Origin of the sequence: Morganella sp. B601, assembly GCF_051172335.1 — a bacterium.
GTDB lineage: Bacteria > Pseudomonadota > Gammaproteobacteria > Enterobacterales > Enterobacteriaceae > Morganella > Morganella morganii.
The window spans coordinates 164,595-186,541 of sequence record NZ_JBPIZE010000001.1 but is presented as its reverse complement, the minus strand read 5'-3'; the positions used below and the strand labels follow the sequence as shown (position 1 = coordinate 186,541).

Sequence of the window (21,947 nt, the reverse complement as noted above, 5' to 3'; positions counted from 1 at the left end):
ACCGCGCCGCGTAAAACGGCGCGGTTTTTTATTTCAGGCAGCACCTGCCTCATAAAAATCCACGGCAGAATTCAGAACCGGTTTTACCACCCCGGCGCGGATCAGATAATCGCCGAAATCCTCCCCGTCCGCCCGCTCCTGTGACCAGCGTCCGATAAGCTCATCAAGCACCGATAAAATAGCTGCTGAGCTGATATTTTCGCGGTACATGCGCGGGATACGGGTGCCGGTACGATTGCCGCCGAGATGCAGATTATAGCGATCCGGCGCTTTGCCGACCAATCCCACCTCCGACAGCATGGCCCTTCCGCAGCCGTTCGGGCAACCGGTGACCCGCAGAACAATCTCTTCATTTCCCACGCCGTGCGAGGACATAATTTTCTCAACCTCTGTGACAAACTCCGGCAGAAACCGCTCCGCTTCCGCCATTGCCAGCGGACAGGTCGGAAATGACACACAAGCCATGGAGTTTTCCCGCAGCGGTGTGACGTTGTCTCTGATAAGGCCGTGTGTCCGTGCAAGGGATTCAATACGGGATTTTTCCGCCTCCGGAATACCGGCAATAATCAGGTTCTGATTAGCGGTTAACCGGAAGTCTCCCCGGTGGATTCTGGCGATTTCCGCCACGCCGGTTTTCAGCGGTTTGCCCGGCAAATCAATCAGACGCCCGTTTTCAATAAACAACGTCAGATGCCAGTGGTCATCAATCCCTTTTAACCAGCCTATCTGATCACCACGCAGGGTAAATTCATACGGGCGGATCGGGGAAAAGGTGATACCGGCACGCCGTTCGGTTTCCTGTTTAAATGTGTCAACCCCCACCCGCTCCAGCGTGTATTTGGTTTTGGCATTTTTACGTTCCGTCCGGTTTCCCCAGTCGCGCTGAGTGGTAACAATCGCCTCTGCCACCGCCAGGGTATCTTTCAGCGGGATAAAGCCGAACTCACTGGCGAGACGGGGAAAAGTCGCGGTATCACCGTGAGTCATCGCCAGGCCGCCGCCCACCAGCACATTAAAACCAATCAGTTTACCGTTTTCCTCAATCGCCACAAAATTCATATCATTAGCGTGCAAATCAACATCGTTCAGCGGCGGGATCACCACCGAGGTTTTAAATTTACGCGGCAGATAGGTTTCACCTAAGATCGGTTCCTCATCGGTTGCCGCCACTTTTTCTTTATCCAGCCAGATTTCGGCATAAGCGCGGGTACGGGGCAGCAGATGTTCGGAGATTTTTTTCGCCCATTCATACGCCTCCCGGTGCAGGCCGGACTGAACCGGGTTCGAGGTACAGAGCACATTGCGGTTTACATCATTAGCGGTTGCCAGTGAATCCAGTCCCGCCTCATGCAGCATCTGATGCGCCGGTTTGACATCCCCTTTCAGAATGCCGTGGAACTGAAAGGTCTGCCGGTTGGTGATCCGGATACTGCCGTACAGCGTCTGTTCTGCGGCAAACTTGTCTATTTTCAGCCACTGTTCAGGGGTGATCACCCCTCCCGGCAGACGGCAGCGCAGCATCATGGCGTGGCGCGGCTCCAGTTTCTGCTCTGTGCGCTCCGCCCGGATATCCCTGTCATCCTGCTGATACATACCGTGAAAGCGGATCAGCAGGAAGTTATCCCCTTCAAATCCGCCGGTCAGGCCATTACTCAGATCCTCTTTGATTGTGCCGCGCAGATAGTTGCTGTCGCGCTTCATTCTTTCGCTGTCGCTCAGTTTGCCTTCCACGATTAAAGGCCCGTTGTGTTTATCACTCATTAATAGACATCCCTCTGGTACCGGCGCGCTGTGCGCAGCTCACTTAAAAACTCATCGGCTGATTCATGATCCCGGTTACCGTACCGGCTGATGATCTCCAGTAATGCATCTTCGGTATCACGGGCCATCAGGCCCGCATTACCGCAGACGTAAATATGTGCGCCATCCTCAATCCAGCGCCATACGTCCGCTCCCTGCTCGCGCAGTTTGTCCTGAACATAGGTTTTCACCGGTTTATCCCGCGACCAGGCCAGCGAGATCTGGGTCAGCACGCCGTCACGGACATAGCGCTGCCATTCGGTCTGATACAGAAAATCCTCGGTAAAGTGCTGATTGCCGTAGAAAAGCCAGTTTTTACCTGAGGCACCGTCATTTTCCCGCTGCTGCATAAAGGCACGAAACGGCGCAATACCGGTGCCCGCACCGATCATAATGACCGGCACATCCGGGTCGGCTGGCAGGCGGAAGTTATCATTAGGTTCAATGAAGACCCGCACATCCGCGCCCTCCTGTATATGATCGGCGAGAAATCCGGAAGCCCCGCCGGTCCGCGCCCGGCCATCCGTGTCATAACGCACCACGCCGACGGTCAGATGAATTTCATCGTCTGCTTCCGCCTGTGATGATGAGATGGAATAGAGCCTCGGGGTCAATGGCCGGAGAATACCGGCAAAAGCCTGCGCGGAAGGCCGGGAAGGCGCCTGACGCAGCATTTCCGCGACAGGTGTTTTCTGCGCATAATGCAGCGCGGCCTGCTTATCACTGATAAGAGCAGATAACGCGTCATGCTGCGATAACTGCGCATATTTGCTGACCGTCACTCCGTTATTCTGTGTGAGCTCCAGATGCCGGATCAGCGCCTCGCGCAGTGTGTATGTCCTGCCGGATACCGTGATCTCCGTTGCCGCATCTGCATGCAGCAGGCTGATAATTTCATCCGCCAGTACCGGATCATTCTCAAACCAGACGCCGAGGGAATCCCCGGGCTGATAATGCAGACCGGAATCCCCGGCGGAAATTTCAATATGCCGCACATCTTTCAGTGAATTGCGGCCGGTAATTTTCTGATTAACAGAGAGAAATGCCGTCAGAGGTGCGTCTTTGCTGTAACGGTTTTCAGTGGCACTGACCGCCTGTACAACCACCGGCGGCGGATTTCCCGCTGCAATACCTCTCTCTTTCAGCACCTGTGTCAGTGCGTCTGTCCACGCCGCTGCCGCAGGCTGATAATCCACATCCGCATCCGCTCTCGGCACAAGTGCGCTTGCCCCGGCCTTTGTCAGCTGAGTATCAAAATCAATACCCGCCTGACAGAATTTTTCGTATGACGAATCCCCCAGAGAGAAAACGGCATACGCTGTTCCGCTGAGATCCGGGCGTTTTGATGAATGCAGATATTTATAAAATGCCACCGCTTCTTCCGGTGGTTCACCGTCCCCCTGAGTGGATGTCACAATAATGACAATCTTCTCCCGGGCAAGCTGTTTATATTTATATTCTCCGGCGTTTACCAAATTAACCGCGAATTTTTCACTGAGAAAACGCGTTTTTAATTCTTCACATACGCGACGTGCATTACCGGTTTGTGACGCGGAAATAATGGTAATAATGTCACTGTCTGTTGTATTTGATGCCGGGATAATAGCTGTCTGCACAGACGTATTTCCCCGTCCCCACAAATAACCGGATAACCAGGCCAGTTGCTGAGAGGTAAAATCTGCTGTTACCGTCTGCAAAGCCGCAAGCTGCTCCGCAGAAACCGGAAATACCTGTTCCGGTAATATCTGTGCTGCCATAGTCCTGTCACTCCCGCATTGCTCATTGTGGTTATTATTCCGTTATTTCCCAGGTTATCGTATTACGGCTTATTGAAAATAAGAAAATAAAGCCATAACTCATAACTAAATAATCTGATATATCATGACGATTATTCATCAACCGTATATTTTCGGAATTCACACCAGAGCAAACAATGAATTACACGTAAAAAAATAACTAATTTTAACCCTTCTGTTTAATGGGAAAATGATCTTCAGCGGGAATATTATTCATGTATAACAAAAAGGAATTTCAATATAAAAAGTAATTCTTTCCCGGAATATATTCCCTGACACTAAATAGATAACTACTCATGACTTCATAACGGAAGAAAATAATGTCGTTATATCAGCCTCAGAAAAAAAATAAATTAAAGGTCATTTTGTCCTTACTGGCGGCGCTGGCGGTGATAAGCGCATTTATTTACAGCCAGAAAGCGCCTGCACCACAGGCAACCACTGAAAAACCGGTGGTCATCGCTTATCAGGCGATTATCGATCCCGGTAAAATTGCACAGGCAAACCATGCCTATGAGGCCGCCACCGGTAAACAGATTATCTGGAAAAAATTCGACAGCGGCGCGGATGTGCTGACGGCACTGGCTGCCGGTGAGGCGGATATCGCCAATATGGGCTCCGCGCCGTTTACTGTTGCCGCCAGCCGCGGACTGCCGGTGGAGGTTTTTTATATTTCCGGCATTCCGGACACCGCCGAGGCAATGATTGTCCGCAATGACCGTAATCCGTCAGGCGGACTGGCCGGTAAAAAAATTGCCGTACCTTTTACCTCCACGGCCCATTACAGCCTGCTTGCGACACTGGAGAACCTGAATATTGATGAAAAATCAGTGCAGTTGGTTAACCTGCGGCCTGCTGAAATTGTCGCGGCATGGGAGAGAGGTGATATTGATGCGGCGTATGTCTGGGAACCGGCCTTAAGTCAGCTGAAAGCAAACGGACAGATCCTGATTTCCGGCCGCGACGTACGGGCATGGGGTAAACCAACCTATGACCTGTGGGTCGCGGACAGCAAGTTCGCCGCACAGCATCCTGATGTGCTGGCACAATTTGCCGCCGTTACTGATATTGAGGTTCAGTGGTATCAGCGTAACAAAAATACTATCGCGGACTTTCCTGACATCACCGGCAAAATTGCACAACTGACCGGTGCCCGTCCGGAGGATGTGCCGGGTGTGATGGCGGGTAGTGATTATCCCGTTCTGAAAGAACAGAAACAGATCCTGACGACCACCCTGGCGGATGATATCCGCAATACCGCACTGTTTTTACAGCAGCAGGGCAGTATTGATTCGGTTAAAGATTCCTATGCCGGAAATATCAATACGGAGGCCGTCACCACAGCGGCGGGGAAATAATAATGGCGGATATCGTACTGGAGAATATTGATCTGGTTTATCACGGTCAGCCGCAGACAACCTTATCCGGTATTAATTTAACCATTCCGGATAACGGTATTACCGTTATTCTCGGCGCTTCCGGCTGCGGAAAAACATCGCTGCTGAATATTGTTGCCGGGTTTTTAGCGCCCTCCGGCGGAAAAATAACGCGGAACGGAAACGAAATTCGGCATCCCGCCTCTGACAGAGCCGTGGTATTTCAGAATGACGCACTGATGCCCTGGCTGAATGTTTATGAAAATGTCGCACTGGGACTGAAAATTAAAAAGCTTGGTAAGCAGGAAGAAAAAGCGATTGTCGAAGAAAACCTGCAAAAAGTCGGATTACTGCATGCTATCACCGACAATATCTGGTCACTCTCCGGCGGTATGCGCCAGCGGGTCGGTATTGCGCGGGCACTGGCTGTAAAGTCTGATTTTATTCTGATGGATGAACCCTTCGGTGCACTCGATGCCGCCAACCGGGAACAGATGCAATCCTTAATTCTGACGCTGTGGCAAAAACAGCAGAGTGCCTTTTTTATTATTACTCATGATATTGAAGAGGCACTGTTAATGGCCACAAGGCTGATATTAATGGCGCCGTATCCCGGCCGGATAATATCCGGAGAAGAACCCCCGTTTTATAAACAATGGTCGCAGGGACGGCGTATCCGTGAGATTAAATCGGATCCGGCGTTTATTCATCACCGCGACATATTGTCAGACAAAATAATGGCGTATCAGCGCGGTTAATTAACGGATACGGAGTGACATCAATGGCAGATATAACCGGAAATAAACAACCCCGCCACAGCCGTTTATTACTCAGCATTGTGAGTTTATCCGTGCTGATTACCGGCTGGTGGCTGATCACCGCATTTCAGTGGGTTAATCCGCTCTATTTACCCGCCCCGACTCAAATAGGACACCAGTTTCTGGCGTTATCTGAATCCGGTTACATGAATGCCACGCTGTGGCAGCACCTGGCAGCCAGTCTTGACCGCATGCTCAAAGCGCTGCTTCTGGCGGTTATCACCGGGATCCCGCTGGGGGTGCTGATGGGACTGAGTTCACGGATACGCGGAATACTGGATCCGGTGGTTGAACTGTACCGCCCGGTTCCCCCGCTCGCCTATCTGCCGCTGATTGTCATTTGGTTCGGGATCGGGGAAACCACCAAGATCCTGCTGATCTGGTTAGCGATTCTCGCCCCGGTCCTGATTTCAACGATGCAGGGCATTATGGCCGCGCCGGGAAACCGGATCCGCGCCGTGCAGTCCCTGGGGGCAAACCGGTTTCAGGTGCTGAGATATGTGATCCTGCCGTCAGCACTGCCGCAGATGCTGACCGGGATCCGGATTGGCCTCGGCGTGGGCTGGTCCACCCTGGTGGCGGCAGAGCTGGTCGCGGCACAGCAGGGACTGGGGTTTATGGTGCAGTCTGCCGCGCAGTTTCTTAACACCGGTATTGTCATCACCGGTATCGCAGTGATTGCCGTGGTGGCACTAGCCATCGAACTGGCATTGCGTCATTTGCAGCAGGCATTAGTGCCGTGGTACGGCAAAGAATCTTAACCGACAGAGAGGTAATGAATATGGATATCAGACAATTAACACCCGCTATCGGCGCACACGTCAGCGGTATTGATCTTAACCTGACACCGGATGCCGCCACGCTGGCCCTATTACAGGATGCCTTACTGGAACATCAGGTGCTGTTTTTCCGCCAGCAGTATATTAAGCCGGAAGCTCAGCGGGACTTTGCCGCTGCGCTGGGTGAACTGCATATACATCCGGTTTTTCCTTCCCATAAGAATGTGCGGGAACTGATTGTGCTCGACAGCCACCTGCTTGATCTGAAGGATAACGAACTGTGGCACACTGATGTGACATTTCTGGAAAAACCGGCCATGGGCTGTGTGTTATCCGCGGTACAGGTTCCCCCTTTCGGCGGCGATACTCTGTGGGCCAGCCTGACCCGGGCTTATGATGATTTATCACCGCCGTTGCAGGAATTTTTATCCGGTCTGACGGCGGAACATGATATCAGCCTCTCTTTCCCGGACAGTCGTTTTGCGCAGACCGGGGAAGCCAAAGCGGCGCTGGAAAAAGCCCGCCGCGATTTCCCGCCGAGACGTCACCCGCTGGTCAGAACCCATCCGGTCACCGGGAAGAAGGGCTTGTTTGTGACCGCAGGTTTTACCAGCCGGATCTGTGAATTAAGCCAGGAAGAGAGTGATACATTGCTGACCTTCCTGTTTAAGCACAGCACACAGCCGAAATATTTTGTCCGCTGGCACTGGCAGGACGGCGATGTGGCGGTCTGGGATAACCGCTGCACCCAGCATCTCGCCAGTTTTGATTACGGCGATTTTCACCGCATTATGCACAGAGCAACCGTAATGGGGGATAAACCCGTTTAACCGGCTGTACTGCATGAGACTGTCAGTGACCGGCGGCTGACAGACTCATGACCGTCAGTGATAAATAACCGTCTGATACCGCACCTGTTTATTTGTACCACATCATAAAATACCGCAATTACACACATATAATTTCCCCGGATTATGCTATTCTGCCGGAAGTATCTGCTTCCCGTACTCACAACACCGGTTAAGGACTATGTGGTTTAAATTATTGCGCTCCGTTTTTATGGGACTTCTCGTGGCTGCCCTGCTTCTGGTCAGCGTCCCGTCTATTCGCCCGCAATTTGTGACCCAGTGGTTTACCCATCTGTTTAATAATGACGAACCGGTCAGCTACAACAAAGCGGTACGCCGCGCTGCGCCTGCTGTGGTCAACGTTTACAGCAGTAATATGGGCAGCCTCTCCCAGCAGGGTCCCGAAATGACCTCCCTCGGTTCCGGTGTGATCATGAATGATCAGGGTTATATCCTGACTAACCAGCACGTCATTAAAAATGCCGATCAGATCCTGATCGCCCTGCAATACGGTAATTACGGCCGCCTGTATGAAGGTATGCTGATCGGCGCGGATGATCTGACCGACCTCGCGGTACTGAAAATCAATACCACCGATAAACTGCCGGTGATCCCGATCAACCCGAAACGTCAGTCCCATGTGGGTGATGTGGTGCTGGCGATCGGTAACCCGTTTAATGTCGGGCAGACAGTCAACCAGGGTATTATCAGTGCAATGGGCCGTGTCGGACTGAGCCCGACCCGCCGCCAGAATTTTCTCCAGACTGATGCCTCGATTATGGCCGGTAACTCCGGCGGCGCACTCGTCAATACCGAGGGCGAACTGGTCGGTATCAATACCATGTCTTACGACAGCAACGATCCGTCACGGATGAGTGACAGCATCGGGCTGGCGATCCCCGCAGAGCTTGCCCTGCGCATTATGAATAAGCTGATAAAAGACGGCCGTGTGATCCGGGGCTATATCGGCATCACCTCCAAAGAGCTGCCGCCGATCCGGACTAACAACAGTGATATCAATCAGATAACCGGTCTGCGGGTCTTTCAGGTTGCCCGTAACGGCCCGGCCGATAAAGGCGGGATTCAGGTCGGGGATATCATCACCAGCGTCAATAACAAACCGAGCACCTCACCACTCGAAATGATGGATCAGGTGGCGGAACTGAGCCCGGGCAGTGTTGTGCCGGTCACCCTGTTACGCAATGGTCAGATGCGGTCTGTCGATGTGACCATCGAAGAGTTCACTCCCTCCCCCGGCGGACAGGAATAAGGCACAAAAAAAGAGCGGATATCCGCTCTTTTCTGTTTATGGCTTATATCAGAGAATTACTCCGCTGAATGAATGCGTTCGATATCCGCACCCAGACCGCGTAATTTCTCTTCAATATGCTCATAACCGCGATCGATATGATAAATACGATCAACGATTGTGGTGCCTTCCGCGATACAACCCGCCAGCACCAGGCTTGCAGATGCACGCAGATCGGTCGCCATCACCTGAGCACCGGACAGTTTTTCCACGCCGTGACACAGCACAGAATTACTCTCGATTTCCGCATGAGCGCCCATACGGATCAGCTCCGGAATGTGCATAAAGCGGTTTTCAAAGATGGTTTCCGTGATCATACCGGAGCCTTCCGCCACCAGGTTCAGCAGACTGAACTGCGCCTGCATGTCTGTCGGGAAGCCCGGATGCGGTGCGGTACGGAAGGTGACCGCTTTCGGACGCTGCCCTTTCATATCAAGGCTTATCCAGTCGTCACCGGTTTCGATTTCAGCCCCGGCTTCGCGCAGCTTGGCCAGCACCGCATCCAGCGTATCCGGCTTGGCGTTACGGCACAGAATTTTACCGCGTGAAACTGCCGCTGCGATCAGGAATGTCCCGGTTTCAATACGATCCGGCACAACGGTGTGAGAGCCGCCGCCGAGACGTTCAACACCTTCAATCACTACGTGGTCAGTCCCTGCACCGGTGATTTTGGCACCCAGTGCATTCAGGAATGCAGCGGTGTCTTCAATTTCCGGTTCACGGGCCGCGTTTTCGATAACGGTTTTGCCTTTCGCCAGGGCTGCCGCACACATAATCGTGATGGTGGCACCCACGCTGACTTTGTCCATCACGATAGTGTTACCGGTCAGGCGACCGTCCACTTCCGCTTTGACATACCCTTCATCGAGGGTGATTTTCGCCCCTAACTGCTCTAAACCGGTGATATGCAAATCAACCGGACGGGCACCGATAGCACAGCCGCCCGGCAGAGAAACCTGACCGTGACCAAAACGGGCCACCAGCGGCCCCAGCGCCCAGATAGACGCACGCATAGTTTTGACCAGGTCATAAGGTGCGCAATATTCATTAATCGCAGAAGCATCCACACGCAGTGTGGTTCCTTTGCGCTCAATTTTTGCACCCAGCCGCGTTAACAGCTTCACAGAGGTGTCGATATCCCGCAGTTCCGGCACATTGTGTAATTCAACCGGTTCTTCCGCCAGAATTGCAGCGAACAGGATAGGCAATGCTGCGTTTTTTGCCCCTGAGATAGTCACTTCGCCCTGAAGAACGGAAGGACCTTTTACCCGAAATTTATCCATCTGTAGACACTCTCATTATCATTAATTGCTGCCGCGTTACTTGTCACTGCATTGTCAGCCGCCGCGGTTACAGCCCGCTCAGTTTACGATCCCGTTCCCACTGAGCCGGGGTATAGGCTTTGATAGACAACGCGTGGATACGGTTATCCGCAATATATTCCATCAGCGGCGCATACACGGCCTGCTGCTGTTTAACGCGGCTCATGCCGTCAAAAAGATCGCCGACCGCGATCACCTGAAAATGGCTGCCGTCACCGGTCACAATTGCGTCAGTAAGTGCTAACTTATCCATCAGCACCTGTTTGATTTCATTCGTATCCATAATTTCTCAAATTGGTTATCAGATTGTGTGTTATAGGCACTATCGTAATCGAATATGCCCCGCTCTTAAACCATTAAAAATGCCTCCGGCTGTGGTGACACAGGCGGAGGCAGTGATAAATTCACGCGTTCTGACTGAATTCAAACTCAACGCCGTAGAGTGACATCAGCATCTGCAAGTTAGCGCTTACTCCGGATAACACAAACGGCGCTTCCGGGCGCTCTCCCCGCAGACGGACCAGCATAGCCAGTCCGGCGGAATCCACATGACTGAGACCGGAAACATCCACCGTCTGCACGGCGCTCATCTGCTGCTGACGTGCATTCCAGAACGACAGCAGTGTATCGCGATCCAGTTCCCCGTTCAGGGCGAGCGTTTCACCCTGTTTTTCCCACGTCAGCGCAGCCGTCATTATTTCTGATCCAGGGTAATCGGGGTTTTCGCGCTGCGCTCAAGTTCAGCAGTCAGACCATCAACACCTTTCTGACGCAGAATAGATGCCCACTCATTTTGTTTGGTGGTGATCATGCTCACGCCTTCGGCAATCATGTCATAAGCCTGCCAGTTACCGGTTTTGGTATTCTTACGCCACTGGAAATCCAGACGGATTGGCGGACGCCCTGCCGGCTCTGTCAGTGTCACACGGATAGCCACGATGGTTTTATCACCCAGCGGTTGTGCAGGGTCAATCTGATAAGTCTGGTTGGTGTACATGGCCAGTGCCTGGCCGTATGCCTGGGCCAGATAAGCCTCAAAGGCTTTAAAATAGGCATCGCGCTGTGCCGGTGTCGCATCTTTGTAGTAAGAGCCTAACACCAGTGCACCGGCGTATTTGATCTGCACGTACGGCAGTAATTCTTCCTGAACAATAGTGCGCAGATAGTCCGGGTTCTGCCGGATTTGCGCCTGTTCGGCTTTCAGACGGCTGAAGGTTTTCGCCGCCGCATCGTTCATCAGTGTATACGGGTTTGTCTGGTCAACAGCTCCGGCAAACGGGGCCATCACCACCAGCATCGCCGCTATCAGTAAACGCTTAAACATAATCAACTCCTGATTAATCACCGGCACTTTCCGCCGTGAAGGTGTCTTCGGTAAACAGTATTATGCAGGATGTCTGCCTCTGCGGGCAAAAACATCCGCTTTTACATTACTTTTCGTATCAGTGCTGTGCAGCCGGTGCCGCTTCCGGGGTATTACCCCCTTCGCCGTCGCCGCTCTTATACAGGAACTGACCGATTAAATCTTCCAGCACCATCGCCGGTTTGGTGTCCTGAATACGGCTGCCGTCTTTCAGCATCTCAGTCATCGGCAGATCCGGATCGGTTGTATTCTCAAACCCTTTGCTGAGTGCCAGATACTGCTCACCCAGCAGACCGGAGGTGCGGATAGATAACGAACTGGTGTCCGGAATCTGATCATACTGACTGTAGATATCCAGCGTCACTTCCGGTTTATAGTCCTTGTCCAGACGGATGTCATTGACGCGGCCAATCACCACACCGCCGATTTTTACCGGTGAACGGGCCTGCAGGCCGCCGATATCATCAAAGGTGGCAGACACGCGGTAGGTTTTTTCGCTGCCGACAGAGCGGATATCCGCCACTTTCAGTGCCAGGAAGATAATCGCCGCAATGGCAATTAAGACGAAAAGCCCGACCCAAACTTCATTTTTCTTGCTTTGCATTGTTTAATTCCCGAACATCAGTGCCGTAAGCACAAAATCTAACCCTAACACGGCAAGCGATGAATGAACGACCGTGCGTGTTGTTGCCCGACTAATCCCTTCAGACGTCGGAATAGCGTCATACCCGTTGTACAGGGCAATCCAGGTGACGGTGAAGGCGAAAACCACACTCTTGTAAATGCAGTTCATCACATCTTTCTGCCAGTCCACATTGGCCTGCATGGAAGCCCAGTAGAAACCTTCATCGATCCCTTTCCAGTCCACCCCGACCATGACCCCGCCAAGAATACCAACGGTGACAAAAATCATGGATAACAGCGGCATACTAATCAAACCGGCCCAGAAACGCGGTGCGATCACACGGCGCAGCGGATCCACCGCCATCATTTCCAGGCTGGATAACTGTTCTGTGGCTTTCATCAGCCCGATTTCTGCTGTCAGTGCGGAACCGGCGCGTCCGGCAAACAGCAGAGCGGTCACCACCGGCCCCAGCTCACGCAGCAGCGACAGCGCCACCATCATGCCGAGGCTGGCTTCCGCACTGAAGGTTTTCAGAACCAGATATCCCTGTAAGGCCAGAACCATCCCGATAAACAGCCCGGATACTGAAATAATCAGCAGGGACTGCACACCGACGCTGTACAGCTGCTTGCGCAGCAGCGGCCACTGCCGGGCAAACTGCGGTTTGCCGAACAGCGCACGGAACAGCATGTATCCTGACCGCCCGAAAGACGCGCATGTCGCTAACGCGCGGCGTCCCAAAGCAGCAAGTGCCTGTGTCAACATATCTCGTTTATCCTAATAAATCTGATTGGTAATCACCCGCCGGATAGCGGAAAGGAACCGGTCCGTCAGCAATACCATCCAGGAACTGGCGCACACGCGGTTCGGTGTTCTCCTGCAACTCTTCTGCGGTGCCCTGTGCAATCACGGACTGCTCCGCGACGATATAAGCCTTATCCGCGATACTGAGCACTTCCGGCACATCGTGAGAGACCACGATGCAGGTTACACCCAGCGACTGATTGAGTTCATCAATCAGTTTTACCAGCACACCCATGGTAATCGGATCCTGGCCGACAAACGGCTCATCAAACAGGATAAGGTCCGGATCCAGTGCAATGGCCCGCGCCAGTGCCGCACGGCGCGCCATCCCGCCGGAGAGTTCCGACGGCATCAGGTTTGCCGCCCCGCGTAAACCGACCGCTTCCAGTTTCATCATCACGGTTGTCCGGATCAGGGATTCCGGCAGACGGGTATGTTCGCGCAGCGGGAACGCCACGTTGTCATAGACTGTCATATCCGTGAATAATGCGCCGGACTGAAACAGCATGCTCATTTTGCGGCGCGACTGATAGAGTTTGCTGCGGGAAAGTGCCGGGATATTGTCGCCGTCAAACCAGATTTCGCCGCTGTCCGGGCGCAGCTGTCCGCCAATCAGACGTAACAGTGTGGTTTTCCCGATCCCGGACGGCCCCATAATCGCGGTCACTTTGCCGCGCGGCACATCCATGCTGATATCATTAAACAGCATGCGCGAACCGCGCCGGAAGCACATGTTCCGGATCTCAATAATATTTTCCGTCTGTCGGTTCATGACCTCACAACCTTAACGTTATGTTTTTCGTGTTTTTACAACACATACAGGACTGACCCATCATAATATAAAAAAATCCGGCAGTTTTCGCCTTTAAATGCGGGTGTTACTGTCTGAATTATTTATCCCCTCTGAGTAACAGGGTATAAACAGCGTGATACACAAGTATATCAGCATTTAACATTAACGCTTCCGCCGGGCGCAAAACGTCTGTTTTACTTTTGCGCTTCAGCCCGTACAATACCCTCAATTTCCCGTACTTCATTATTTCTGACTGTTTTTCAGCCCGGAGGAGAGCCATGTTACTTACCAGCATCCTTTTACTGACCGGGTTGATTCTGCTGGTTTATGCCTCTGACCGGATTGTGTACGGTGCGGCGGTTTTCTCCCGTTCTCTCGGCATCTCCCCGTTTATCACCGGTATTCTGGTGGCCGGTCCCGGTACGTCGCTGCCGGAACTGCTGACCTCCGCCGGTGCGGTGCTTGAAGGGCAGCCGGATCTGGCGCTCGGTACCATTATCGGATCCAATATTACCAATTTACTGCTGATTGCAGGCCTCGCCGCCCTTATCCGCCCGCTGAGTGTACAGTCGGCGGTACTGCGCCGTGAGCTTCCGCTGATGCTGGCGGTGATGGCGCTGTTCGGGCTGTTTATCTGGTCCGGCGGTATCACGCGGGTTCAGGGCGGATTTCTGGTGCTTGCGGGGCTCGCCAGCCTCTGGCTGGTGGTGAAAATTGCCGCAATAGCGCGGCGTGATCAGTATGACGGCTTCACTACTGAACAAAACCATGAACTGCCGCAGGAAAATAATTTGCCGGTTGCTTTATTGTGGCTGGTCGCCGGGTTGCTGATTATGCCGGTGGCGGTCCGGATTGTGATTGATAACGCCTCTGCATTCACCCGCTATGCGGAGATCAGCGGGCGCATCACCGGACTGACTATCCTGGCTATCGGTACCAGTCTGCCGGAACTATGCACCACGATTGCGGCGGCGGTCAAAGGTGAAAAAGATATCGCGCTGGGGAATCTTATCGGCGCGACACTGTTTAATACCACCGTCGTGGCGGGGATCCCGGCGCTGTTAGCCACCGCGCCGATGGCAGCAGACAATTTTATGGCCGATTTCGCCGTGATGATCGCGGCCGGTGTGTTATTTATTTTCTTTGCGGCCGGCCGGAACCAGCGGCTGAACCGGCTGAAAGGCATTATTCTGCTCAGCGCATTCACCGCCTGGCTGATAAGTCTTTTTACCGGCTGATAAGCGTCAGCCATTAATACACAGACAGATACTGAAAGTGAGAAAAAACTGATGTCCCGAACTGATTTTCAACTAACAGGTAAACGTGTCCTCCGGATTGAACGTGAAGGTCTCGCGTCACTCGAACAGTATATTAATGATGATTTCGATAAAGCCTGTGAACTGATATTCCGCTGTGAAGGCAAAGTGATCATCATGGGGATGGGAAAATCCGGTCATATCGGCCACAAAATAGCCGCGACATTTGCCAGCACCGGCACCTCCTCCTTCTTTGTGCATCCGGGCGAAGCCGCACACGGCGACCTGGGGATGGTCACAAAGAAAGATGTGGTTATCGCGATTTCAAACTCCGGTGAATCCTCAGAAATTCAGGCGCTGATCCCTGTTATCAAACGTCAGAACATCCCGCTTATCTGCATGACCGGCAACCCGGACAGTACCATGGGAAAAGCGGCGGATATCCATCTGTGTATTAAAGTCCCGCAGGAAGCCTGCCCGCTCGGCCTTGCGCCGACCACCAGTACCACCGCCACACTGGTGATGGGGGATGCGCTGGCGATTGCCTTATTACAGGCGCGCGGCTTTACCGCTGAAGATTTTGCCCTCTCTCATCCGGGCGGCGCGCTCGGCCGCAAACTGCTGTTACTGGTTTCCGACCTGATGAACACCGGGGATGATATCCCGCGTGTGCCGAAAACCGCCTCACTGCGCGAAGCACTGGTGGAAATCACCCGTAAAAAACTGGGTATGACGGTTATCTGTGACGATGACATGGTCATTCAGGGCATTTTCACTGACGGCGACCTGCGCCGGATTTTCGATGCGGGCACAGACCTCAATAACTGCCAGATTGCCGATGTGATGACCCCGGGCGGGATCCGCATCAAAGCCAATACCCTGGCGGTTGAGGCACTGAATTTAATGCAGTCCCGTCACATCACCTCTTTATTAGTCACAGAAGGTGATAAACTGCTCGGCGTACTGCATATGCATGATCTGCTCCAGGCCGGAGTGGTGTAAGGACTGACGATGACACAAATTACCACTATTGACACTTGCTATGGCCCGATAGCGCAAACAGTTATGGAAAAAGCCGCTAAAATACGGCTTCTTATCTGTGATGTGGACGGCGTGATGTCTGACGGCCTGATTTATCAGGGCAACAGCGGTGAAGAACTGAAGGCATTTAATGTCCGTGACGGCTACGGTATCCGCTGCCTGCTGACCTCCGGGGTGGAGGTAGCGATAATTACCGGCCGTAAAGCCAAATTACTGGAAGATCGTGCCAATACACTCGGAATTACACATCTTTACCAGGGACAGAGCGATAAGCTTTTGGCGTATCGCGAACTATTAGATAAACTGGCAGTTCGCCCCGGCGAAGTCGCCTATATCGGCGATGATCTGATTGACTGGCCGGTCATGGCAGAGGTCGGTTTATCCGCCGCAGTGGCGGATGCCCACCCGTTATTGTTACCCAAAGCGGATTATGTTACACAGATTGCAGGCGGCCGCGGAGCTGTCCGCGAATTGTGTGATCTGATTCTGCTGGCACAAAATAAGCTGGATGCGGCCAGAGGCCTGTCCGTCTGAAGAGAATTTCATTGGTTATAATGGCTTTATCAGGGATCTCATGAGTAAATTTAAGCTTTGGCTGATCATTATTCTGGCGCTTATCGCCCTCGGTCTGCTCGGCTGGAACCTGTCGGTCACCCGTTCAGGTGACACCGACGGTAAGATTGTGGAAGACGGTACGCCGACGTATAAAACCCGGACATCCTCAACCCTGGCTTACGAGCCGACAGGGCTGCTGGCGTACCGGCTGAATGCGGATGATGTGCAGAACTTTGCTCAGGAAAAAATAACCTGGTTTACTAATCCGGTTCTGACCACCTACGACCCTGATAAAACCGCCACCTGGACGATTCGTGCAAAGCGGGCCAAATTAACCAATGACAGAATGTTATATTTATACGGTGATGTGCAGGTTGACAGCCTGACCACCGATACGCAGCTCCGGCAGATCACCACGGACAACGCCGAAGTCAATCTGATAACCCAGGATGTGAGTTCTGACGATAAAGTCACCATCACGGGAACAGGACTGCGTTCCGTCGGATTGCAGATGCGGGGTAATTTACGCAATCGTAATGCGGAACTGATCAAAGATGTACAGACTTACTATGAGATCCCAAATGAAAGCAAACATCCTTAATACTCTGATTGCAACAGCAATTCTGGCCGTCAGTGTCCCTGCTTTGGCGTTAAAAGAAGATACACAGCAGCCGGTGACGGTAACATCATTAAAACAAGCTCTTGATTTAGAAAAAAATATCACCACATTTACTGATAATGTCGTGGTAAAACAGGGAACGATTGATGTCCGCGCTGACAAAGTAGTGGTCACCCGTCCGGGCGGCGATTCCAATAAAATGGTCATCGAAGCATTCGGTAATCCGGTGACCTTCTACCAGATGCAGGATAACGGCAAGCCAATCAAAGGACGCGGCAGCAAACTGCGTTACGAAATGGCCAATGAGCTGGTCACGTTGACCGGTAATGCCTATCTGGAACAGCTGGACAGCAATATCACCGGTGACAAGATTACCTATGTCGTACCGACACAGCAGATGCAGGCATTCAGTGACAAAGGCAAACAGGTGACGACCGTGCTGCTGCCGTCACAGCTTCAGGAAAAAGGCCCGGCGGCAACCGGCCAGAAAGGTAAGTAACGATTTATGGCAAAATTAATCGCAAGCAAATTAGCCAAAGCCTACAAAGGGCGCAAAGTCGTCGAAGATGTGACGCTTGAAGTCAGCTCCGGCGAAATCGTCGGGCTGCTCGGCCCGAACGGTGCCGGGAAAACCACGACCTTCTATATGGTCGTGGGGATTGTTCCCCGTGATGCCGGTGCGATAAGCATTGATGATGAAGATATCTCCCTGCTGCCGCTGCATGAACGTGCCCGCAAAGGGATTGGCTATCTGCCTCAGGAAGCCTCTATTTTCCGTCGTCTGACGGTATGGCAGAACCTGATGGCGGTGCTTGAAATCCGCAAAGATCTGAACAATGATGAACGCCGGGACAGGGCGGAAGAGCTGATGGAAGAGTTCCATATCAGTCATCTGCGCGATAACCTGGGGCAGTCACTGTCCGGGGGTGAACGCCGCCGTGTAGAAATTGCCCGCGCGCTGGCCGCCAACCCGAAATTCATCCTGCTGGATGAACCGTTTGCCGGTGTTGACCCGATTTCTGTTATTGATATTAAAAAGATTATTCAGCACCTCCGTGATTACGGGCTCGGCGTCCTGATCACTGACCACAACGTCCGCGAAACACTGGATGTCTGTGAACGGGCTTATATTGTCAGCCAGGGCCATATGATTGCCCACGGCAGCCCGGAATCCATTCTGAATAATGAGCAGGTTAAACGTGTTTATTTAGGCGAAGGTTTCCGCCTGTAATGCCGTAAGGAGCCCGTGTCCGTAATGAAGCAGAGTCTGCAGCTTAAACTCAGCCAGCAACTGGCGATGACGCCACAACTCCAGCAGGCTATCCGTTTGTTGCAGCTTTCCACGCTTGAACTCCAGCAGGAGATCCGCGAGGCGCTGGAATCTAACCCGTTGCTGGAACTTGATGATAACCATCAGGAAATTGACACGCCGGCTGAATCTGAATCACAGAAAGAGCTGGACAGCGCCGAGGCTCTCGAACAGACCGCCATGCCGGATGATCTGCCGCTGGATGCACAGTGGGAAGAAATCTACACCGCCGGTACACCGTCCGGCACCGGCAATGATTACGGCGACGATGAACTGCCGCTCTATCAGGGTGAAACCACCGAAACCTTACAGGATTATCTGATCTGGCAGGCCCGCCTGACCCCCTTTACCGAAACCGATGCCGCGATTGCCTTCTCAATCATTGATGCGATTGATGAAACCGGCTATCTGACTGTTTCTGTCGATGATATCCGCCTGAGTATCGGTGACGATGAGGTCACCACCGAAGATGTGGAAGCCGTACTCAAGCGCATCCAGCGTTTTGACCCGGTGGGTGTGGGCGCCCGCGACCTGCGGGAGTGTCTGATGGTGCAGCTGAAAATTCTGCCGCCGGAAACCCCGAGCCTGAAAGAAGCCCTTGCTATCGTTGATCAGCATCTGGCATTGTTGGGGAACCGGGATTTCCGGACCCTGGGCCGGGTAACCAAACTGAAAGAAGAGGCGCTGAAATCCGCTATTGATCTGATCCAGTCACTGGAACCGCGTCCCGGCCTGGTAGTCAACACCGGAGAATCAGAGTATGTTATTCCTGACGTCCTCGTGAGAAAACACGGCGAACGCTGGACAGTGGAACTCAATTCCGACAGCATTCCCCGTCTGCGGGTCAATAATCACTATGCCGCAATGGGTTCGCGGGCCCGCAGTGAGAGCGACAGTCAGTTTATCCGCAACAATTTGCAGGAAGCAAAGTGGCTCATTAAAAGTCTGGAAAGCCGGAACGATACTCTGCTCAGAGTCGCGACCTGTATTGTGGAAGAGCAGCAGGCGTTCTTTGAACAGGGCGAAGAATATATGAAGCCCATGGTGCTTGCTGATATCGCACTGCGGGTTGAGATGCATGAATCAACCATTTCCCGGGTGACAACGCAGAAATTCCTGCACAGTCCGCGGGGGATCTTTGAACTGAAGTACTTTTTCTCCAGCCACGTCAGTACTGACAGCGGGGGCGAGGCATCCTCCACAGCCATCCGTGCACTGGTGAAAAAACTGGTTGCCGCCGAGAATCCGGCGAAACCGCTCAGCGACAGCAAACTGACCGATATGCTTGCCGAACAGGGCATTCAGGTCGCCAGACGTACTGTCGCGAAATATCGTGAGTCGTTATCCATCCCGCCCTCAAATCAGCGTAAGCAGCTGATTTGATACACATTGAGAAGGAAGACACTATGGAATTACAAATTACCGGCCACAACGTTGAAATTACAGACGCATTACGTGAGACTGTGACAGCCAAGTGTAAGAAACTGGAGCAGTTTTTCGATAAAATCAACAGCGTTCAGGTGATCCTGCGGATTGAAAAGGTGAGTAAAATTGCGGAGGCAACGGCTCAGGTAAACGGTGCGGATCTTCACGCCTCAGCGGAAAAAGAGGATATGTACGCGGCAATTGATGAGATGGCAGAAAAACTCGGCCGTCAGTTGTCCAAACACAAAGAAAAACTGAGAAACCGGTAAATTTTCTGCACCCGGGTGCATGACTGAATTAACAGTCTGAATTTTCTCAGAAAAAAGCAGTGCTCTGATCCCGGTTACCATGGTGGTTGCCGGGATTCTGATCCTAAGTGAACAATGAAATGAATAACGAAGCAAATTTGTCCCTGAGCGATGTACTGAGTATCAGCTGTACACGCAATAATATTCACTGTACCAGTAAGAAGCGCGCGCTGGAGATTATCAGTGAACTGGCTGCCACCGCGCTGGCGCTGCCGGAAAACACGTTGTTTGAGGCACTCCTTACACGGGAAAAAGTCGGGACAACCGGTATTGGTGGCGGGATTGCCATCCCCCACGGAAAACTGGACAAAAGCGAGGCGCAAACCGCCTGCGGCGTATTTTTACATCTGGAGCAACCTATCGCGTTTGATGCGATTGACAATCAGAATGTGGACATTCTGTTTGCGTTATTTGTTCCGTCTGATCAGTGTCAGACGCATTTACACACACTGTCGTTAGTGGCCAAAAAACTGGCTGACAAAGCGCTCTGCCGCCGGTTGCGTCAGGCGCAAAGCGATGAAGAGCTGTACAGTATCATCACTGAGTGATGATAACCGGCTGACGACAACGGATAATGGCGTATTGCCATTGAAAGAGAAACGATAGGGAGTCCCCTCATGGTGCTGATGATTGTCAGCGGCCGCTCTGGTTCGGGTAAATCTGTTGCCCTGCGGGCGCTGGAAGATATGGGTTTCTACTGCGTTGATAACCTGCCGGTCACTCTTCTGCCGGAGCTTGCCGCTACCCTGGCAACACGCGATACCTCTGCCGCAGTGAGTATTGACGTCCGCAATATGCCGGAGTCCCCGGAGGTGTTTGAGGAAGCCCTGACCAGATTACCGGACAGTTTCTCACCCCAGCTGCTGTTCCTGGATGCGGATCGCAACACCCTGATCCGCCGTTACAGTGATACCCGCCGTCTGCATCCCCTTTCCAGTAAAAATCTCTCGCTGGAAAGCGCCATTGATGAGGAAAGCGATCTGCTGGAGCCGCTGCGCTCCCGTGCAGATCTGATTATCGATACCTCTGAAATGTCAGTGCATGAACTGGCAGAAATGCTGAGAACCCGTCTGCTCGGCAAGCGCGAACGCGAGCTGACCATGGTATTCGAATCGTTCGGGTTTAAACACGGCATTCCGATTGATGCGGATTATGTGTTTGATGTCCGCTTCCTGCCGAACCCGCACTGGGATCCGAAACTGCGTCCGATGACCGGTCTGGATAAACCTGTGGCGGCGTTCCTCGACCGCCATACGGAAGTACATAACTTTATTTACCAGACCCGCAGTTATCTGGAACTGTGGCTGCCGATGCTGGAAACCAACAACCGCAGCTACCTGACCGTTGCTATCGGCTGTACCGGCGGTAAACACCGTTCTGTCTATGTGGCGGAGCAGCTGGCGGATTACTTCCGCTCACGCGGGAAAAACGTGCAGTCGCGCCACCGGACACTGGAAAAACGGAAATAACCCATGACTATCCGTTGTCAGGTTGAAATCAAAAACCGGCTGGGGCTGCATGCCCGGCCGGCCATGAAACTGTTTGAACTGATCCAGACCTTCCGGTCAGCGGTGGTATTCCGTAATAAGCAAAATGAAGAAGCCCGGGCAGACAGTGTGCTCGCTATGCTGATGCTGGATTCCGAACAGGGCAGTTTTATTGAAGTGGAAGCAACAGGGCCTGATGAAAATTCCGCCATTGAGGCAATTATTTCCCTTTTTGATTCAGGTTTTGATGAAGATTAGTTATACTAACCGAAATATTTTACTTAAAGAAAACTGATACGCTGTTTCGTTCACGC

At 52.6% G+C, this 21,947-nt stretch carries 25 protein-coding genes; 16 read left to right on the top strand and 9 right to left on the bottom strand.

Annotated elements, in window-relative coordinates; translation table 11 throughout:
- Nucleotides 1–33: 33 nt before the first annotated feature.
- Nucleotides 34–1,761, bottom strand: a complete 1,728-nt coding sequence (gene cysI / locus ACSBQN_RS00900) for an assimilatory sulfite reductase (NADPH) hemoprotein subunit (RefSeq protein WP_024474525.1) — start codon at nt 1,759–1,761, stop codon at nt 34–36.
- Nucleotides 1,761–3,557: an NADPH-dependent assimilatory sulfite reductase flavoprotein subunit gene (cysJ, locus tag ACSBQN_RS00895; RefSeq protein ID WP_201893913.1), complete on the bottom strand. Its 1,797-nt coding sequence runs from the start codon at nt 3,555–3,557 to the stop codon at nt 1,761–1,763. The genes cysI and cysJ overlap by 1 nt, the downstream gene beginning before the upstream one ends.
- A 359-nt stretch (nt 3,558–3,916) precedes the next feature.
- Between cysJ and ACSBQN_RS00890 the strand changes: the two genes are divergently transcribed.
- From ACSBQN_RS00890 to degS, 5 genes are all read left to right on the top strand, one after another.
- Entirely contained in the window at nt 3,917–4,954 is a 1,038-nt protein-coding gene (locus ACSBQN_RS00890; RefSeq protein ID WP_152696790.1) for a taurine ABC transporter substrate-binding protein, read from the top strand.
- A 2-nt stretch (nt 4,955–4,956) separates the two neighbouring features.
- Nucleotides 4,957–5,730 carry a taurine ABC transporter ATP-binding protein gene (locus ACSBQN_RS00885; protein ID WP_354633157.1) on the top strand — a complete coding sequence of 258 codons (774 nt, stop codon included), beginning with the start codon at nt 4,957–4,959 and terminating at the stop codon, nt 5,728–5,730.
- A gap of 23 nt (nt 5,731–5,753) precedes the next feature.
- On the top strand, nt 5,754–6,551 hold the full coding sequence (tauC, locus tag ACSBQN_RS00880; RefSeq protein WP_024474521.1) for a taurine ABC transporter permease TauC: 798 nt from the start codon (nt 5,754–5,756) through the stop codon (nt 6,549–6,551).
- Nucleotides 6,552–6,571: 20 nt separating this feature from the next.
- Entirely contained in the window at nt 6,572–7,399 is an 828-nt protein-coding gene (tauD, locus tag ACSBQN_RS00875; protein ID WP_434991528.1) for a taurine dioxygenase, read from the top strand.
- Nucleotides 7,400–7,598: 199 nt separating this feature from the next.
- Complete coding sequence (degS, locus tag ACSBQN_RS00870) at nt 7,599–8,687, top strand: outer membrane-stress sensor serine endopeptidase DegS (RefSeq protein ID WP_004240504.1); 1,089 nt, start codon at nt 7,599–7,601, stop codon at nt 8,685–8,687.
- A 56-nt stretch (nt 8,688–8,743) separates the two neighbouring features.
- Here degS and murA read toward each other — a convergent pair whose 3' ends face one another.
- The 7 genes from murA to mlaF form a co-directional block, all read right to left on the bottom strand.
- A complete protein-coding gene (gene murA, locus ACSBQN_RS00865) occupies nt 8,744–10,009 on the bottom strand; it encodes a UDP-N-acetylglucosamine 1-carboxyvinyltransferase (RefSeq protein ID WP_004240506.1) in 1,266 nt (421 codons plus the stop codon).
- 67 nt (nt 10,010–10,076) lie between these two features.
- Nucleotides 10,077–10,331 carry a BolA family iron metabolism protein IbaG gene (gene ibaG / locus ACSBQN_RS00860; protein WP_004236327.1) on the bottom strand — a complete coding sequence of 85 codons (255 nt, stop codon included), beginning with the start codon at nt 10,329–10,331 and terminating at the stop codon, nt 10,077–10,079.
- Nucleotides 10,332–10,452: 121 nt separating this feature from the next.
- The gene (mlaB, locus tag ACSBQN_RS00855; protein WP_004236326.1) at nt 10,453–10,743 is read right to left on the bottom strand and encodes a lipid asymmetry maintenance protein MlaB; all 291 of its coding nucleotides are present in this window, start codon (nt 10,741–10,743) and stop codon (nt 10,453–10,455) included.
- Nucleotides 10,743–11,372 (bottom strand): phospholipid-binding protein MlaC, encoded by a 630-nt coding sequence (gene mlaC, locus ACSBQN_RS00850; protein WP_024474519.1) that lies wholly within the window; start codon nt 11,370–11,372, stop codon nt 10,743–10,745. Before mlaC ends, mlaB begins: the two co-directional genes overlap by 1 nt.
- A gap of 118 nt (nt 11,373–11,490) precedes the next feature.
- A complete protein-coding gene (mlaD, locus tag ACSBQN_RS00845; RefSeq protein ID WP_024474518.1) occupies nt 11,491–12,015 on the bottom strand; it encodes an outer membrane lipid asymmetry maintenance protein MlaD in 525 nt (174 codons plus the stop codon).
- A gap of 3 nt (nt 12,016–12,018) precedes the next feature.
- Nucleotides 12,019–12,801: a lipid asymmetry maintenance ABC transporter permease subunit MlaE gene (gene mlaE / locus ACSBQN_RS00840; RefSeq protein ID WP_024474517.1), complete on the bottom strand. Its 783-nt coding sequence runs from the start codon at nt 12,799–12,801 to the stop codon at nt 12,019–12,021.
- Between the two features lie 7 nt (nt 12,802–12,808).
- Nucleotides 12,809–13,612, bottom strand: coding sequence for a phospholipid ABC transporter ATP-binding protein MlaF (gene mlaF / locus ACSBQN_RS00835; RefSeq protein WP_024474516.1), 804 nt, complete (start codon nt 13,610–13,612; stop codon nt 12,809–12,811).
- A gap of 299 nt (nt 13,613–13,911) precedes the next feature.
- On the opposite strand from mlaF, the gene ACSBQN_RS00830 reads away from it, so the two are divergent.
- The 11 genes from ACSBQN_RS00830 to npr all read left to right on the top strand — a co-directional run bounded on the left by ACSBQN_RS00830 (nt 13,912) and on the right by npr (nt 21,891).
- Nucleotides 13,912–14,871, top strand: a complete 960-nt coding sequence (locus tag ACSBQN_RS00830; protein ID WP_354633155.1) for a calcium/sodium antiporter — start codon at nt 13,912–13,914, stop codon at nt 14,869–14,871.
- A gap of 51 nt (nt 14,872–14,922) precedes the next feature.
- The gene (kdsD, locus tag ACSBQN_RS00825) at nt 14,923–15,891 is read left to right on the top strand and encodes an arabinose-5-phosphate isomerase KdsD (protein WP_024474513.1); all 969 of its coding nucleotides are present in this window, start codon (nt 14,923–14,925) and stop codon (nt 15,889–15,891) included.
- 9 nt (nt 15,892–15,900) lie between these two features.
- Nucleotides 15,901–16,464: a 3-deoxy-manno-octulosonate-8-phosphatase KdsC gene (gene kdsC / locus ACSBQN_RS00820; protein WP_024474512.1), complete on the top strand. Its 564-nt coding sequence runs from the start codon at nt 15,901–15,903 to the stop codon at nt 16,462–16,464.
- 40 nt (nt 16,465–16,504) lie between these two features.
- Entirely contained in the window at nt 16,505–17,086 is a 582-nt protein-coding gene (gene lptC / locus ACSBQN_RS00815) for an LPS export ABC transporter periplasmic protein LptC (protein ID WP_024474511.1), read from the top strand.
- Complete coding sequence (gene lptA, locus ACSBQN_RS00810; protein WP_004236314.1) at nt 17,067–17,603, top strand: lipopolysaccharide ABC transporter substrate-binding protein LptA; 537 nt, start codon at nt 17,067–17,069, stop codon at nt 17,601–17,603. The genes lptC and lptA overlap by 20 nt, the downstream gene beginning before the upstream one ends.
- Before the next feature lie 6 nt (nt 17,604–17,609).
- Nucleotides 17,610–18,335 carry an LPS export ABC transporter ATP-binding protein gene (lptB, locus tag ACSBQN_RS00805; protein WP_024474509.1) on the top strand — a complete coding sequence of 242 codons (726 nt, stop codon included), beginning with the start codon at nt 17,610–17,612 and terminating at the stop codon, nt 18,333–18,335.
- 24 nt (nt 18,336–18,359) lie between these two features.
- On the top strand, nt 18,360–19,796 hold the full coding sequence (gene rpoN / locus ACSBQN_RS00800) for an RNA polymerase factor sigma-54 (protein ID WP_024474508.1): 1,437 nt from the start codon (nt 18,360–18,362) through the stop codon (nt 19,794–19,796).
- Between the two features lie 23 nt (nt 19,797–19,819).
- Nucleotides 19,820–20,107, top strand: a complete 288-nt coding sequence (gene hpf, locus ACSBQN_RS00795) for a ribosome hibernation promoting factor (protein ID WP_004236311.1) — start codon at nt 19,820–19,822, stop codon at nt 20,105–20,107.
- A 119-nt stretch (nt 20,108–20,226) separates the two neighbouring features.
- A complete protein-coding gene (ptsN, locus tag ACSBQN_RS00790) occupies nt 20,227–20,694 on the top strand; it encodes a PTS IIA-like nitrogen regulatory protein PtsN (protein WP_004236310.1) in 468 nt (155 codons plus the stop codon).
- Nucleotides 20,695–20,763: 69 nt separating this feature from the next.
- Entirely contained in the window at nt 20,764–21,615 is an 852-nt protein-coding gene (gene rapZ / locus ACSBQN_RS00785) for an RNase adapter RapZ (RefSeq protein WP_004236309.1), read from the top strand.
- A 3-nt stretch (nt 21,616–21,618) separates the two neighbouring features.
- Entirely contained in the window at nt 21,619–21,891 is a 273-nt protein-coding gene (npr, locus tag ACSBQN_RS00780; protein ID WP_004236308.1) for a PTS phosphocarrier protein NPr, read from the top strand.
- The last annotated feature ends 56 nt before the right edge of the window (nt 21,892–21,947 follow it).